The sequence below is a fragment of the Candidatus Methanoprimaticola sp. MG2 genome, assembly GCF_047501175.1.
Taxonomy (GTDB): Archaea; Thermoplasmatota; Thermoplasmata; order Methanomassiliicoccales; family Methanomethylophilaceae; genus Methanoprimaticola.
Genome location: NZ_JBEQWH010000003.1, coordinates 114,312 through 131,516 on the forward strand (window position 1 = coordinate 114,312; position 17,205 = coordinate 131,516).

Annotated in this window: 12 protein-coding genes; 1 reads left to right on the top strand and 11 read right to left on the bottom strand. The window is 60.0% G+C overall.

Translation table 11 applies throughout. The features are described 5' to 3' along the window. Positions 1-29: 29 nt before the first annotated feature. The 11 genes from V5D86_RS03125 to V5D86_RS03175 form a co-directional block, all read right to left on the bottom strand. Complete coding sequence (locus V5D86_RS03125) at positions 30-776, bottom strand: ABC transporter permease (protein ID WP_414595239.1); 747 nt, start codon at positions 774-776, stop codon at positions 30-32. Then, a complete protein-coding gene (locus V5D86_RS03130) occupies positions 773-1,654 on the bottom strand; it encodes an ABC transporter ATP-binding protein (protein ID WP_414595240.1) in 882 nt (293 codons plus the stop codon). The genes V5D86_RS03125 and V5D86_RS03130 overlap by 4 nt, the downstream gene beginning before the upstream one ends. Then, a complete protein-coding gene (gene cobN / locus V5D86_RS03135) occupies positions 1,651-5,400 on the bottom strand; it encodes a cobaltochelatase subunit CobN (RefSeq protein ID WP_414595241.1) in 3,750 nt (1,249 codons plus the stop codon). Before cobN (V5D86_RS03135) ends, V5D86_RS03130 begins: the two co-directional genes overlap by 4 nt. Before the next feature lie 181 nt (positions 5,401-5,581). Further along, complete coding sequence (locus V5D86_RS03140; RefSeq protein ID WP_414595242.1) at positions 5,582-6,421, bottom strand: ABC transporter ATP-binding protein; 840 nt, start codon at positions 6,419-6,421, stop codon at positions 5,582-5,584. Positions 6,422-6,452: 31 nt separating this feature from the next. Further along, a complete protein-coding gene (locus V5D86_RS03145; protein WP_414595243.1) occupies positions 6,453-7,481 on the bottom strand; it encodes a FecCD family ABC transporter permease in 1,029 nt (342 codons plus the stop codon). A gap of 28 nt (positions 7,482-7,509) precedes the next feature. Further along, entirely contained in the window at positions 7,510-8,589 is a 1,080-nt protein-coding gene (locus V5D86_RS03150) for a FecCD family ABC transporter permease (protein ID WP_414595244.1), read from the bottom strand. A gap of 22 nt (positions 8,590-8,611) precedes the next feature. Further along, positions 8,612-9,283, bottom strand: coding sequence for a hypothetical protein (locus V5D86_RS03155; RefSeq protein ID WP_414595245.1), 672 nt, complete (start codon positions 9,281-9,283; stop codon positions 8,612-8,614). 15 nt (positions 9,284-9,298) lie between these two features. Then, positions 9,299-9,952: a hypothetical protein gene (locus V5D86_RS03160; protein WP_414595246.1), complete on the bottom strand. Its 654-nt coding sequence runs from the start codon at positions 9,950-9,952 to the stop codon at positions 9,299-9,301. Between the two features lie 145 nt (positions 9,953-10,097). Next, entirely contained in the window at positions 10,098-10,295 is a 198-nt protein-coding gene (locus V5D86_RS03165; RefSeq protein WP_414595247.1) for a hypothetical protein, read from the bottom strand. A 155-nt stretch (positions 10,296-10,450) separates the two neighbouring features. Beyond that, on the bottom strand, positions 10,451-12,346 hold the full coding sequence (locus tag V5D86_RS03170; RefSeq protein WP_414595248.1) for a VWA domain-containing protein: 1,896 nt from the start codon (positions 12,344-12,346) through the stop codon (positions 10,451-10,453). Continuing rightward, on the bottom strand, positions 12,328-13,353 hold the full coding sequence (locus tag V5D86_RS03175; RefSeq protein WP_414595249.1) for an ATP-binding protein: 1,026 nt from the start codon (positions 13,351-13,353) through the stop codon (positions 12,328-12,330). Before V5D86_RS03175 ends, V5D86_RS03170 begins: the two co-directional genes overlap by 19 nt. 110 nt (positions 13,354-13,463) lie before the next feature. Between V5D86_RS03175 and cobN (V5D86_RS03180) the strand changes: the two genes are divergently transcribed. Then, complete coding sequence (cobN, locus tag V5D86_RS03180; protein WP_414595250.1) at positions 13,464-17,201, top strand: cobaltochelatase subunit CobN; 3,738 nt, start codon at positions 13,464-13,466, stop codon at positions 17,199-17,201. The last annotated feature ends 4 nt before the right edge of the window (positions 17,202-17,205 follow it).

The window sequence follows — 17,205 nt, forward strand, 5'->3', positions numbered from 1 at the left end:
GGGAGGGATAATAATGGGTGCCGACCGGCTCAGGACCTCCCCTTGACCAGGATGTGCCTGGACACCGCGAAGAACAGCAGGGACCACAGCATCAGTATGGCGAACGAGGCCCAGGGGAACGGGTCCCCGATCATCACGGCCCTCATGCATTCCGTGGTGTGGGTCAACGGGAGCAGGGAGATCAGGTCCTGTGCCACCCCGCCTATGTTGTCCAGGGAGAATATGGTCCCGCACAGGAAGGTCATCGGGAGGATGACCAGGCTGGTGAACAGGTTCATCGTCAGATGGGAGTTGGCGATCATCCCGGACACCACGCCCAGTATCGAGTACATGACGCACGAGAACACCATCATCATGACAGCGGGCACCGACAGGGCGATGTCCGGTGCCACGACCAGCCCTATGGAGTACAGCACGGTGCAGCTGATCAGCCCCCTGACCACGCCCGCATACGCCTTTCCCAGGATTATCGACGAGGGCCTCATCGAACAGAGGAACAGCTCGTCGAAGCTCTGATAGTACGTCCTCTGCAGCATGACCTTCGTGGCGACCGTGTTGAAGCAGGCCGTCAGGGTGGACATCGCGATTATCCCCGGGATCATGAACGAGAGGTAGTCGTGCCCGTCCACCACCATGCCCTTGCCCAGACCGTACCCGAATGCGAACAGGTAGAGCAGCGGGGCGACCAGGGACGTGACCAGCACGACGGGAAGGTTCCCGCGGATGAAGCGGATGTCTATCCATGCGACCCTTGCGGAATCGGAGAGGACGCTCATACGCGGTACCTCACATCCTCCGTGACCCTGACCTCGCGTCCGGTCAGCTCCAGGAACACGTCCTCGAGGTTCGTCGCCCGGGACACCACACCGGCATCCATCGGGAGGGAGTCCCTGAACCTCCTGGCATCGTCCCAGTCCGAGAAGTAGCTGTATCTCTTCCTCGGCCCCTCGTCGTACTCCACGGCCCATTGGCCGATGAGGCGGCAGAGCTCCTTCGGCGTCCCGACGCGGAGGATCCTCCCCCGGTCTATTATGGCCACGCGGTCGCAGAGCACCTCGGCCTCGTCCATGTAATGGGTGGTGACGAATATCGTCCTCCTCTCCGAGTTCAGCTCCCTGATCAGGTCCCACAGCATGTGCCTGGACTGGGTGTCCAGTCCGGCCGTGGGCTCGTCCAGGAACAGGATCGAGGGATCGTGGACCATGCTGCACACGATGGCCACCCTGCGCTTCCACCCGCCCGACAGGTCGATGACGTTCTTCCTGAGGAAGGGGCGGAGGCCCATGATGTCCACGAGGCGGTCTATCCTGGAGTCCGCCTCCCTGCGCGGTATCTTGTGGAGGATCGCGTGATAGCGGATGTTGTCCAGGACCGTGACGTCCCTGTCCAGCGCTATGTGCTGCTGGACTATGCCTATCCGCTCCTTCACGGCATCGTCGAGCCTGGAGACCTCGCTCCCGAATATCTCCACCGTGCCCTCGGTGGGAGGGGACAGGGTCGTGAGGAGGCGTATGGTGGTGGTCTTCCCCGCACCGTTCGGTCCGAGGAACCCGAAGATCTCCCCCTCCCTTATCTCCAGGTCGATGCCGTCCACCGCCGTGAAATCCCCGAACCTCTTCACGAGTCCCTTGGACCTGACCGCTATGCCGCTCATTGCTCACCCTCGAACCTGGATTCCAGATCCAGATACATATGCTCGAGCCTCTCCCTCACGTCCGGGGCAGGCGACCACATGTCGCGGCCTATGGCCTCCAACAGCCTGGAGACCGTGTCGTGCATGGCATGCGGGTTGGCGTCCTCGAACCATTCGGCGGTCTCCTCGTCGAAGAGGAAGTTGTCCGCTATGGACTGGTACATCCACGGGTCCACGATGTCCGACGTCGCATCCCATCCGAAGACGTACTCGGCCATGTTCGAGATCTCCTCCGCTCCCTTGAACCCGTGCCGTTTCAGGCCCTCGACCCATCTCGGATTGTTTATCTTGCTGCGGAAGACGTAGCGGCCCTCCTCGTCGATGGTCCTCGTCCTCAGGTTGGACGTGTCCGCCGAACAGCCGATGAAGGACATGGGCATCCTCCCGGACACCGCCCTCACCGCCGCGTTCATGCCGCCCAGGTCGTTGTAGACATCGTCGTTGTCGAACATGTCGTACTCCCTGGAGGTGCTGTTCTTGACGGTGACCTCCATGAGCTCCAGCCTGCGCCTGAACGCCTCGGGGGACCTCTTCCCCTTCCTTCCCACACCGTACGCGTACTCCCCGTAGCTGCGGTATATGGCGCCGATGTCCGAGACGTCATGCCAGTCGGACGTGCGGATCAGTATGTTGGTCCCCGAACCGTACGTGCCCGGCGCATCCCCGAATATGCGGATGAGCGCCTCGTCCCTCGCCTCGTCCTCGGGGACGCCCTCCGCGATGGAGCGCGCTATGTCCTGCCTGAGATTGGCCCTCAGGCAGTTCTCGTCGTCGGACTCGTCCAGGTCCGCGATCGTCCTGACACCGCGGTCCAGCAGGTTGACGAGGTTCGGGAAGGTGTCCCTGAACAGGCCGCTGATCCTCAGGGTCACATCGATCCTCGGCCTCCCCAGCTCGGACACCGAGATGACCTCCAGGTCCATCACGCGTCCGGCATACCCCGTCCACACGGGCCTGAGCCCCATCAGCCACAGGATGTATCCGATGTCATCGCCGCCGGTCTTCATGGTGTCCGTGGCCCATACGACCATGCCTATCGCCCTGGGATAGGTCCCATGCTCCAGGACATAGCGGTCCAGCATCTGGTCCGCCATCCTCCTGCCGACCTCCCAGCTGGAGTGCCAGGGGATGGAGTCCGGGTCCAGGGAATAGAAGTTCCTTCCAGTGGGGAGCAGCTGAGCCCTGCCGCGCGTGGGGCATCCGGAGGGACCCGGTTCGATGTACCGCCCGCGGAGGGCGTCCATGACGGAGTCGATCTCGTCCCCCATCCTCAGGATGCTCGGGTAGAGGGTCCCGCATATGAAGGACACGGACTCCAGCAGATCCCCGTTGTCATCGGGATAGCGTCCCTCCGCCAGGGCCCTGCACCCGTCCGGATCGAACCCCAGGGAATGCATGTCGGATATCATCTCGTCCGTGCGTCCCTCGACGTCGTCCAGTATCTGACCCTTCAGCATGCCGGAGACGGGGTCGACGGACGAGACGTCGTTCAGGAGGTCCAGGATCCCGTACCCCATGGATCCCGCGATCGAGCCGCGGAGGGACGGGACCTCGCCGTTGTCCAGCCTCGTCAGGCTGTATATCATCTCGTCCAGCCTGTCCCCCTCGGGGACATCGCCCAGGATGTGCAGGCCGTCCTTGATCAGGTTCTCCTTCACATCCATTATGTAATCGTACAGGTCGTCGACGCGGGCATCGAACTCCTCGTCGGTGCACATCGGCGACAGCTTGAGGTCGTTGTAGAGCTCCATCCGTCCGACGGCCTCCCTGAGCCTGACCCTTATCAGCTCCGCCTTGTCCTGCTGGCCCTGTGTGACGGCGCTCATGTAGTTCTGGACCGCCCCCTCCACCTCCTGGATGTCATCGTAGCTCCCGGAACGCATCATGGAGGGTATCATGTGGTCGATGATCACCGCAGATGCGCGCCTCTTAGCCTGCGTCCCCTCCCCGGGGTTGCCGATTATGTACGGGTAGATGTCCGGAAGCGAGTCCATGACGTAGTCGGGACAGCAGTCGCCCGACATGGCGACGCCCTTCCCCGGAAGCCATTCCAGGGTCCCATGGGTGCCGACGTGGATGACGGCATCGGCTCCGAAGACGTGCCTGAGCCACCTGTAGTACGCGAGATACTGGTGCGGCATGACGGTGTCCGGGTTGTGATAGTCGGACTGTATGTCCCTTCCCCGGTCCGGCTGGAACCCGACCAGGACGTTCCCGAACAGCACCCCGGGGACCACGATCTCCTTCCCCACGGTGTAGAAGTCGCCCGGGGGCCTCCCCCATCCCTCCTCGATCCTCCCCCTGGCGGCCTCCGACAGCCCGGAGTACCATTGACCGTACCGTTCAGGGGATATCAGATCGGCCGCCTTCTGTCTGATGGACTCCTCGGATGACCATTCCATGTCGTTCGTGATCCCTGCGAGGAGGATGTCGACGAGCTCCCGGGAGGTCTCCGGTATGTCATCGCCCACATAGTACCCGTCGTCCCTCATGCGGTGGAGGAGGTCCACGACGCTCTGAAACGTGTCCAGTCCCGAGGCTCCGCCGGCGTTGGCGGTCTTCGGCGGGTACATGTACAGTAGTATGGCGACCCTTCTCTGCTGATCGGACGTCATGCGGAGCCTGGCCCACATCATGGCCGTGTCCACCACCCTCCCGGGACGCTCCTCCAGGGGCTCGGCCATCAGCGACCCCTCGATGTCCCTCTCGGTGGAGGCGCATGCCACCGATACTATCTGGCCGTCGAACTCCGGATGGGCCACGTCGTAGGCTATCTCCGAAGGCAGCAGGCCTCCGGTGTCCTCCCTCCACTCATCGGCCGGACGGCAGCAGGTCATGGTCTGGATCACGGGGACCCCGTACTCCAGGAAGAAGTTGTCCTCGGACACCTGTTCGCCCTCCCCCGGATTGGCGACGAGCGTCTGCGAGAAGCTCATCGTCTCGATGATGGAGTGCAGCACCGGCCCGCCGTCGCGGGTCAGGTGCTCCCTCAGCAGCCTCTTGGTCCCGATGGCGCCGGCCACCTTGTTCTCAGATGCGTACATGAATATCGGGACCGGGTTCCCTCCCTGTCCCTCGATCTCCCGGATCAGCGCGTCGATGTGATGCGTGTTGCCGGTCAGCCACTGCTTCTGATAGAAGAATATCCCGATGTTCGGCCTGTCCCTCGGCAGCGATCCGACGTAGGAGTCTATGTCTATGCTCTCCCTTCCGGGATAGTACAGCCCCTGGGCCGGAGGATGGACGGGATCGGGCACCTCCAGGTCCAGCCCGTCGAAGGTCCTGAGGGACCACAGGACCAGCGACTTGAAGTTGTCGTCCCCTCCGAGGACCATGTATGCGAGACACCTGGCGTAGTCCTCGTCGGGACGCGAGAACATGCCCCGGTACGATGCGGTGACCGATTCGTCGGTGCAGTCCAGGAGGGCGCACACATGGTTCGCATCGATCGCCCCCCTCATCCTCTCGAACTTCTTGAAGTACGACGTGTCCCCATGGACCTTGATGGTGACCAGGTCCGCACCGGAGACGAAGTCCATCGCATCCGCCAGAAGGAGGGGGTCATCGTCCAGGTCGGAGGCGTTGAAACAACGGAAATCCAGATCCAGACCGACCTGGACCAGGGAACGTACGGCGGCGTTCATCATATGACTGTCCTTTGTTCCGATGGAGATGTTGGCAAGTTTCAGAGAATCACGACCTGACATGCAATTGGAATATACATCCAACATATTGTCTGTTTATAAAAATAATCGAATTGTGTGCAATGTGACCATTCCAGCCATGATTTCGATACCCGGTCTGACCTCGGCCCCACACGGGGATCGTAACCCGACACTGTACTGTATGGTTGCATGGTCAAAATATCGAATACTACGACTCGAAACCTCACAAGATACCTCGGTCACAGGCAGATGTGTCCACGCAGAGCGATCCGGGATCCATGCATCTGATGTCGACGCAATCGGGATCCTTCAATATGACATGGGGTGACCCGTCATCATCGATTATTCTCGAATCCACTCCGTACACCTCCCTGATGTTCTCGGAGGTTATCACCTCTGCCGGCGTACCGACATCGAATATGGAACCCTGATGCATCATTATCACGAAATCAGAGTACTTCGCGGCTATGTTGAGATCATGGCTGATCATTATGACCATTATGTCATCCTCGTGCGACAGCCTCCTCAGCAACCTGGAGATCCCGAGCTGGTGCTTGACATCGAGATTGGAGGTCGGCTCATCGAGGAGCAGTATGTCCGGATGCTGCACAAGGCCCCTTGCGAGCATGACCTTCTGATGCTGACCGGCGGATAGCTCGTTGAAATAGCGCATCGCAAGGTCCCCTATGTCCAATCTCTCCAACGTGTCGTATACGATCCGGAGGTCATCGTCCGTGGTCTTCCATCCCGCATGCGGGTGCCGACCGAGGAGCACGGTGTCCACCACGGTCAGAGGAAAGGTGTCTGACGACGAGTACGGCACATACCCTACCTTCCTGGCCATGTCCTTCAACGAATAGTCCGACACATCCATGTCATCCACAAGGACGGTACCTCCCGTGGGCTCGAGTATCTTGTTGATGCAATGGATCAGCGTCGATTTTCCGACTCCGTTCGGACCGAGGATGGAAACGAACTGCGGTCCTTTGAGGTCTATGCATATCCCCTCCAGAACGGGCACGCTGGAATAACTGAATGCCATCTCGTTGATTCTTATCTCCATATGACGACCTCTTTGAAACGATGGGACCGGGTCACCAGGTCCCCTTCTTCTGTTTGACTATGAAATACAGGAAGAACGGCCCTCCGATCAATGCCGTGACGACTCCGACGGACATGCCCGTGGGGCCTATGCATCTGGCCAATGATTCGCTGAAGACCAGCAGAAGGCTGCACACGACCGCGGAACAGGGGATCAGCAGCTTCATGTTGGAACCCACCAGGACACGTGCGATGTGGGGGGCCACCAGCCCTATGAACCCTATCGTCCCGGAGAAGCACACCGCCACCGAGGTCGCGACGGACACCAGCACCAGGCAGAGGACCCTGGTACGGTTCGGGTCCACCCCCAGGCCGATGGCCGCGTTATCCCCGGACGTTATCACGTTGAGCCTGTTGGAAAGGAACATCATGGATGCGGCGATGGCAGTGAAAGCGATCATCAGATAGCCTGCATCCGTCCACCCGATACCGCTTAGGGTCCCGACCGACCATGCGAATATCGTGGTGATCTCATCGTCGGTCGCCGTGTACTTCAGCAACGTCGTCATCGCCGAGAACACGTACATCACGGCGATTCCTATCAGGACCATCATCGTCGGCGTGGTCTTCCTGACCATGGAGAACAGGACTATGAACGCCGCGGGGACGAGTGAGAACACGAAAGCGTTCAACATCATGCCCAGCTCGTACCCGATACCCGTGAATCCCGACCCCAGGACTATGAACACCGTCACTCCGAACAATGCCCCGGACGATATCCCCGTGGTGTAGGGGTCGGCCACAGGGTTGCGGATGATGGTCTGCATGACCGCCCCGCCTATCCCCAGGATCCCGCCGATGAACAGCCCGCCGATGATCATGGGGAGGTAGTTCTCCCAGACTATGTTGTTCTTGAGACCTTCCTCGAATGTGTCGAATGTCCCTCCCGTGAGGTTCTTGACTATGATCCCGATGGCCTCTCCGAACCCTATGTGATACTTCGATATGGAGATCGAGTAGAATGCCACCAGAATCGCGACCGCCGCTATGACCAGGATCAGGGCCGTCCCCTTTCTCCCCATGCGACGGTACTCTGTAACCCCCATCGTATCACCAGACCGCCCTTTTCTGTCTGATGATCAGATACAGGAAGATTGGGGCACCGATGAACGAGAGCATCACGCCCACGGGAATCGCATCTTGCGGGGACAGGAACCTTGCGAACGTGTCCGCCGTTATCATGAACAGCGCTCCGACGGCCGCTGACGCAGGGATCACGAACTTGTTGTCCGAGTCGATGAGTATGCGGACGATATGTGCGGACACCAGCCCCACGAACGAGATTATCCCGGCATAGCAGATCACCGAGGCGACCATGAACGAGATAACCAGCATGCAAACGAGGCGAAGGGCTTCCACGTTTAGTCCCAATGCCTTTGCGCTCTCATCCCCGAGCGCGAGGACGTTGAGCTTCCTCGAGAGGTATATCGCAATGAAGATCCCGGCTATGTTCACGATAGCCATGAGCGGTACCGACGACCAGGATATCTCCGAGAGCGACCCCACCTGCCAACGATAGACCACGGCCAAGGTCTCCTCGTTGGTCATCATCATCAGAACGGTCGTCAATGCGTTGAATATGTACGATATCGCGACCCCGGTCAGGATCAACGTGGCCGGCGAGGCATTGGAACGGGATCCCACGGCAAGGATGAAGGCCACCGGGATCAACGCGAAGATGAACGCGTTCAGCATCACCCCCATGTTGTCCGCCTGGGAGCTCACGGATATCGTCACTCCCAGGATCACCGACACCGCGACCCCGAAACAGGCCCCAGACGATATGCCCGTGGTGTATGGATCCGCCAACGGGTTGTTCATGACGTTCTGCATGATGGCCCCGCCCACGGCCAGTCCGGCACCCGCGACGAGAGCGAAGACGGCCCTCGGTAGCCTGACGTCGCAAACGATGAAATCGCTTATCGCCTCGTAGCTACCAGGAGCGTATTCGACGCCGATGATACGGTTGAATATGAACCCGTAGACATCAAGGAACCCTACATCCCTCGCCCCCACGTATATCGAGAGGCCGAGGGAAAGGAAGGCGAGCGACACGCACACGACGACGAAGAGCACCTTGCGCTTCGTGTAGTGCCTGTATTCGACGAACTTGTCTTCCGTCCGGAACAAAACGTCACTCGCCCCTGTTTGTTCACGCCTTGGGATAGGCCGTGTCGTAGCTGATGATGAAGTGCAGGCTGCTCACATCGATCTTGACATCAGTGAACTTGTCCATGAACTCCTGATTCTTCTCATCGGCCCACTCCTCGGTGAAAAGGTCGGGATACATCACTGCGGCAGCGTAGGCGACCCTTATGGGAATTGGTGCATCCCCTGTGATGACATAGGCGTTCTTGTTCTGATATGCCTTGGTCTGATCGAATATGCTCAGACATTCCTCGTACTTCGCAGTGTCATCGACGGCACCGGAATACCAATCGTTGGTCTTGATGTTGATTATGTAGTCGAAATCATAGTTGTAGAGCCACGTGTCCGACTTGCTGAAGTATGCCCCGGAGGTGTAGTCTGTCAGGACCTTGTCATCGAGCGCGTACTCCCCGCCGGCATGGGTGATAACATCCACGTAGTCCGATGTCCCGGCAGAAACCCAGATACAGTCCTTGGAGATGGATCCGTTGCACGTTATGGCGGACTTCTTCTCCACATTGGCAGTCTTGGAGTCTATCTCGGCCTGCATGGAGAGCCACCACTTCGCGATGTCCTCGCACTGTTCCTCGGTCTGGAAGAGGAATCCGATGAGGAAAAGCTGCTGACAGTACTCCGTCACATCGACCGATGCGGCACCGACCCTGATGACATCCACACCCATCTTCTCGTATTAGGGTTCCACGGTCTTCTTGTCGACGGTAGATTCGGTCTTGTCCGTTATGACCGCGGTCACACCGTACTGGGATATGTAGGTCGAGGCTTTGTCGACGGGCAGCTTTGTGGATGACCCACCTATGGACTCCATCTTGCTGAACTCGGGGAACAGAGTGGGGTCCGGTGCGGACGACATGCTGTACGAGATTCCGTGGACCATGTCCGTGATGCCGGCCATCGTCATGAGCCAGCACTGATTGGCGGAAGCCGTTGCGATTGCGGACTTGACGGGCCATGCGGTGCTCACCACATAGTTCTCGACGTTGCTCGCGTTGTAATGATACACGGTGCAGGGCTCGTCATTAATGATCTTCTTGACGAGATCCGCATCGTCTTGATCGACGTGTCCATCGTTGTTGGCGTCAGCGAGAGGGTTCTCAGAAAGCTTCGCGTCCCTCTTCGACTGATCTTCTTCTTTCAAAATCTCATTTATGATGTCCAGGTCCGCCTGATTGACGGTATAATCGCCGTTGGCATTGCCGAACACGAGGAGTTCCGACTCGATGGCGACATCGGAACCTCCATCAGACCTGTTCATAAGAACCACTGCTGCCGCAGCAACGACTATGATCGCCACTGCGACAACTGCGATCGTCTTGGTTTTATCCATATTGACCAAAGTCCTCAAAGATCTGTTACTATTTAATTAATTGGATGTATAATCCAACTATGATTTTAAACAAATATCAAAATAATCCAGATAAAATGACAACAATTATTCAATAGACATTTTTATGTTATAATAACTAAGTGTTTCATATCTTGGGCCTGTGCCCGACCCTCCCGCACACGGGACATGTACCGCTCTGGTCCAGCTTGGAACCACACCCTCCACAGATTCCGAGATACATCTCCGAGTATTCTTCCGAAGGGGACCTTGTACCGCCATAAAACAATGCGAATATCACCAGGAATGACATGAGTCCGGATGACACCAGTCCCATGGAAACCATTAATGCCGTATCCCCCGGATTGCTCATCGACGCATATACACAGAACCCTAAAAGAGCCAAGAATGCCAATGTAATGGCCACCCCCAATCCCGTCAGCACCTTCCGTTTTGTCGATGTCATATCCATCACTCAAAAGCATAGCATCTGCAGACAGGTCACCCTATAACCGCCCTCACACTCTCCGCAAGACGGTCCGCGTTCAGGTCCTCCAACCTGAAGTACGTCCCCTCCAGGGCCTCGGCCAGCCTCTGTGCGTTGTCGAACCTGACGTAGCCCGTGCTCGCATCGATGACGATCCATTCGACCTGCGGTATCCTCAGGTCGGCGGCCATCTTCCGTACCTCATCGTTCGCATCCGCACCCTCCCTCACGGGGACGTTCGCCCTCCCGTCGGTGATCAGCACGATGTAGCAGGACTCCCCCTGGTGGGACCTCGAGTAGGATGTCATGAAGTCGCTGACGGTGACCAGTGCCTGTCCGAGCGGGGTCTTGCCCCCGGTAGGGAGCTCCTCCAGATGCCTGTAGCTGTACTCCACCGATCTCGTCGGAGGGAGGACCAGCTCCGCGGAGTCCCTGCGGAACGCCATCAGTCCTATCCTGTCGCGCTTGACATAGCTGTCACGGAGCATGGACAGCACGGCACCCTTCACAGCGGCCATCCTCCTGCGGACCCCCAGGGACCCGCTGGCGTCCACCAGGAACATGATCGTGCATCCGGAGCGGCGCTCCCTGACCTTCCTACGTATGTCCTGCTCCTCTATGGAGATCAGGAGGTCCCCATGGGCCCTGCTGGCCTGATACGGCGCAGCGGCGCGTATGGTGGCATCGAACGCGATATCGACGACCCTTCCGTCGGGGATCCGGGAACGCGCGTACCTGCCGGTGGAGTCGTTGCTCTCCGCCATCGACCTGCGGCCCTTGCGGGACGAGGTGGTACGGATGACCCTGCGACCGTCCCCGAGATAGTCTATCACACGGAACTGCTCCCCCACCTCGAACATGATCTCGTCCAGGAGGTCCTGGAGGTCTGGGGGCTGTTCCTCGTCCCTGTCCGGCCGATCGCTGCTCTCGGGCGGGTCGCGACCATCGGTCCCATCGTCAGTCTCCCCGTCACTGTCCGAAGGGTCCTCGTTCCGGTCGTCGTCCTGCCTGTCATCCTCCCCGTCCTGGTCCTGGGGAGGTTCCGGAGGCGGCTGGGAGTGGTTCCTGCGATGGGGGAGGCATATCCTCGCGGCCTCCTCCACATCGCCCCTCAGCACCTCGTCCCTTCCGTCCAGGGCGGCTATCGCCATGGACGTGCGGACCATCGCGATGTCCGCGCGCATCCCGTCCACGGCCATGCGCGTGCACAGGTCCGCGATCACCTCCAAAAGCCCGTCGGAGATGGTCACCAGAGGAAGGATGCGACGAGCTCTGGAGATGCCCGAGCGGACGTCCTCCTCCTCATCGGCATAACCGTCGACGAAACCGCGGGCATCATTCAGGAACTCTGCGTTCCTGCGGAGGATCTCCTCTCTCGCGGCCTCGTCGTCCTCCGGGAAATCCGAGAACGAGCAGACGTCGAACCGGTCGAGGAGATGCGGGCTCGGGCCAGGGGAGTCGGAGCCCATCGTGGCAATGAGCAGCGTGTCGCACCCGTATTCCCCGGAGATGCCTTCCCTCTCGACCCTGACTGTGCCTTCCGATATGCATTCCAGCATCGTGGCCAGGACCCTCGTGTCCAGGAGGTCGACGTCGTCCACGTAGAGGATGTTGCCGTCCGCCCTCGAGAGGAGACCCTCCTGCATGACCGCGCGGCCCTGCCTGACCGTCTCCTCCGCATCCATCCCTCCGAACAGCGCATCCTCCGTGACGTTCAGCGGGACGTTGACGACGCGTCTCCCGGACAGGGCGCCGCTCGCCCGGGCAAGGACCGTCTTCGCGGACCCGTGACCCCCTCTGATCAGCACCGTGCGGATGTTGGGATTGACCAGGGCGCAGAGTATCGAGCGTTTGGCATCGTCCATGCCGCACACTGCGGAGAACGGAAAGCTCAGATCCCCTGCAGACATCTCTCGAGCTCCTCTGCGTCGAACGCCTCCTCCTCGAACGGACGCCTCCTCATGCGGTGGGACAGGACCACGTTCGCCACCTCACGCACGTCGTCCTTCGTAACTACCGTCCTGCCGTCCAGGGCGGCGTTCGCCCTGGCGGCCTTCATCATCGTTATGTCGGCCCTGTGGCCGTCCACCCCGAAATGGGTGGTGATCTTGACGACGGCCTCGAGGATCTCATCGCTGATACCTATCGTCGGAACGATCCGGATGGCCTCCGCCAGCCTGTCCCTGAGCTTCTCGGACTCGCCGCTGACGGAGTCCGTGAATGCCGAGGGATTGAGGTCGAACTCCATCCTCCTGCGGACCACCTCCATCCTCCTCTTCAGATCCCCGTCGCCCTTGACGCTGACGGACAGACCGAACCTGTCCAGGAGCTGGGGCCTCAGCTCGCCCTCCTCGGGGTTCATGGTGCCCACGAGGACGAACCTGGACGGATGGGAGAACGAGACGCCCTCCCTCTCCACGTAGTTCACGCCCATGGCGGCGGAGTCCAGCAGGAGATCGACGATGTGGTCGTCAAGAAGGTTCACCTCGTCCACGTAGAGGAGGTTGCCGTTGGCCTGCGCGAGCACACCGGGCTCGAACTTCTTCTGCCCCGTCTTCAGAACATGCTCTATGTCCAACGTCCCAGACACACGGTCCTCGGTGGCGCTCAAAGGGAGGTCGACTACCTTCATCGGGACCTTGCCGGAAGGTAGCGTGCCCTCCCGATCGAACCTCTCGGAGCAGTAGGGACACATCTGATCGGGACTCGACGGATCGCAGTTGAACGGACAACCCGTTACCACGTCCCTCATGGGAAGTATCTGTGCCAGGGAACGGACCGTTGTGGACTTCGCGGTCCCCTTCTCCCCCTTGATCAGGACCCCGCCGATGCCGGGATCCACCACGTTCATCAGAAGAGCCTTCTTCATCTCCTCCTGACCGATGATCGAGACGAATGGAAACAGGTACCTTTTCATGCGTTATCACTTATTGGATGATATATCCAATTCATGCATTTAATACATGGTATAAGAAATGAATACAGCTCCATGAGTCTTTCAAATATTAGTTGGATGATACATCCTATATGCCTTTGAGAATCGTCTATGTCTCCATACAGAGCATCGAATCCACGACATTCCGCGAGCCCGCAGAGACGGTCTGCAGGGAGAACGGCTGGGACCTCGACCTGTTCTGCGCCAACTCGACAGACATAGATTCCGACCCCTTGCTGTACCACGAGCTCGTTCACAGGAGCAAGGAGGCCGACCTGGTCCTCGTGAGGGTGATGGCCGACCCGACAAGGATGCACCGCTTCGAACAATGGGAGAAGATCCTGAGGGAATGCCCGGGGTTCGTCGACATCCACAGCGGCAACATGGAGGTGTCGCTCGCATACAGGGACCTGTTCAAAGGCACGGACCAGGAGTACATGCAGCTCCGCGAGTACGTCAGTGGCAGAGGTGCGGAGAACGACAGGGCCATCGTGATGTGGCTGAACAGGATGCTGACCGGGAAGGGAAATCTCCCGGATCCGGTCGAACAGCGCCGGAGCGGCATATACCATCCGGATTTCCCGAGGGACGTCTCCCTCGAGGAGTATCTCGAGAGCCTCGACCCCTCGAGACCGACGGTCGGGATCATGTTCACGTCCAACCTCTGGATATACAGGAACCTGGAGCAGATAGACTGCATCATCGGGGAGGTCGAGGGCCAGGGGATGAACGCGATACCCGTGTTCTTCAGCGCGGTCATGGTGAACGACGACGGTCACGGCGGCACCGTGGAATACGTCCGGGAATACTTCATGGACGGTGCCAGGTCGCGCATCGACGCCCTGATAATGTGCACGCAGTTCTCACAGCTGAACAACTCCCGCGACTGCTCCGGCATATACACGCCGGACGAACAGAACTTCTTCCACACCCTCACCGACGTGCCCGTGTTCCAGACGATGGCCGTCGCAGGCCACTTCTCGGATTACGAGGAGTGCTGCGAACGCCCGGCCAAGGACAGCTTCAACGTCAACCTCATATGGCCGGAGGTAGACGGCCAGATAATCACCGTGCCCCATTCCAGCAACGAGAGGGAACCGGGATCCCCCAAGGTGTACACGCCCCTGAGGGAAAGGGTGTCCCGCCTCGTGTCGACCGTCCGCGGATGGGTGATGCTCAGACGCACCCCTCCTTCGGAGAGGAGGGTCGCGATCCTGATGTACCAGTCCCGTCCCGAATCCGGCAGGATCGGAGGAGCGGCGGGGCTCGACACCATACAGAGCGTCCGCGACATGCTCGAGAGGTTGGACATCCTCGGATACACCGTGGACCACGTCCCAGAGACGTCCAGGGACCTCATCGACGAGATACTGGACAACGTGACCAACGACCTGGAATGGTCGTCCGACGGGAGGGTGGTCGAGAAGGCCGCGGACATGGTCACGATGGAGGAGTACTCCGAGGAGTACGACAAGGTCCCAGAGTTCAACAGGAGGCGCATGGAGGAGAGCTGGGGGAAGGCCCCCGGCACCGTCTCCGTAATCGGGGACAGGTTCGTGATACCCGGGATCGTGAACGGGAACGTCTACATCGGATTCCAGCCGCTGAGGTCGTGGACGGACCAGATGGAGTCCGTGTACCACGACCCCGTGGTGCCGATGCCCCACCAGTACCTGGCGTTCTACAGATGGCTGAAGAACGACTTCCGGGCGAACGCCGTTTTCCACATAGGGACACACGGCACGCTGGAATGGCTCCCCGGGAGGGGTGCGGCACTCTCCGGCAAATGCTGTCCGGACATCGTCCTGGACAGCATCCCGAACATCTACCCGTACGTGATAGACGACCCGGGGGAGGGGATACAATGCAAGAGGAGGTCGGAGGCCGTCCTGATCGGACACATGTGCCCGACCATGTCCAGGGCCGGGTCGTACGACGAGCTGGAGGCCATAAACGGCCCGGTCCAGGAGCTGTTCAAGAACACCGCCGCCAAGGGCGGGCAGCGGGAGGCCATGCTCTCGGAGTGCATAGAGGCCTGCAGGAAGGCCGACCTCCTCGAGGAGCTCGGGATCCCCGACGACATCCAGCCCCTAGGATTCGAAGATCACCTCGGAAGGGTGCACGACTACATCACCGAAGTGAAGGACGCCCTGATCAGGGACGGCCTGCACGTGCTCGGAAGGTCCCCGGAAGGGGATATCCTGAAGGAGGACGTCTATTCGCTCACGAGGCTCCGCAACGGGGACGTACCGTCCCTCCGCGGGTCCGTGGCAGAGGCCATGGGATACGATCTGGGGAGCATACTGGACGACCCATCGGGCATGACCGGAGGGGAACTGAACGGGATCGTCCTGGATCGCGTGGACTCCACGGTCATGGACCTGATAGACGGGATGCAATCCGCCGACTACGACAGGACCGAATGCATGAGGATGGCGTCCGAAATCGGGACGTCCGAGGGACTTGCCAGGTCCGTGTCGTTCGTCTGCGACTTCCTGGTGCCGAACCTCCGTCGCATGACCGACGAGATGTCCAACATGATGCACGCCCTCGACGGCGGATACGTGCTCCCCGGCCCATCGGGGGCGCCCACCAGGGGGAACGCGGGACTCCTCCCGATGGGGAGGAACTTCTACGGGATCGATCCTGACATCATCCCGACCAGGGCATCCTGGGAGGTCGGCAGGAGGATGGCCGACCAGATGGTCTCGAGGTACACCGAGCAGAGGGGCACCTACCCCACGGAGGTGGGGTTCATCATCTGGGCGACCGACACCATGAAGAACAACGGCGACGACGTCGCGTACATACTGTGGCTGATGGGCGCCCGTCCGGTGTGGTCATCATCGGGACAGGTCGTCGGACTGGAACCGGTCCCGCTGGAGGAGCTGGGACGTCCCAGGATAGACGTCACGGTCAGGATCACTGGCCTCTTCCGCGATGCGTTCCCGAACCTCATAGACCTCCTGGACGATGCGGCCACCATGATCGGGAACCTCGACGAGTCCGATGACGACAACATCCTCGCCGCCAACCTCCGCAGGGACATCGTGGAGAACATGGCCAAGGGGATCTCGGAGGACGAGGCGAGGCGCATGGCCTCGGTCCGCGTCTTCGGCTGTCCCCCCGGAGCGTACGGGCCCGGGGTGAACCATGCCATCGAGACCGGCGGATGGAAGACCGTCCAGGACATCGCCGACATATACGTCGCATGGGGGAGCTGCGCATACGGTCGCGGCCTGAACGGGAGGCCGATGAGGGACGAGTTCGTCCGCCGGTTCTCCAACGTCAAGGCCACCGTCAAGAACATGCCAGACAGGGAGATCGACCTCCTGGACATCGACGACGTATACGGATACCTGGGTGGACTGAACTCGCTGTGCCGCGCATACGGGAACGGTGATGCGCTGTCGTTCATGGGCGACGGGTCCGACCCTGACCGCGTACGTACGAGGGGCACCAAGGAGGAGCTCCAGTTCACGTACAGGAGCAAGGTACTCAACCCCAGGTTCGTCGAGGGACTGAAGAGGCACGGGTACCGCGGCGTGGCCGAGATAGCCGATCTCACGGAGTACACCTTCGGCTGGGATGCGACATCGGACATAGTCGACGACTGGATGTACGAGAAGCTCACGGAGACCTATCTGTTCGACGACGACACCCGCGAATGGATGGAGGACGAGAACCCGCATGCCATGATGGACATGATGGACCGTCTGTTCGAGGCCGTGGACAGGGGGATGTGGGACGTCGAGCCCGAGACCCTGGACAGACTGAAGCAGATATACCTGGAGCTCGAGGAGAGGGTGGAGGAGGTCCAGGACAGGTGACCCT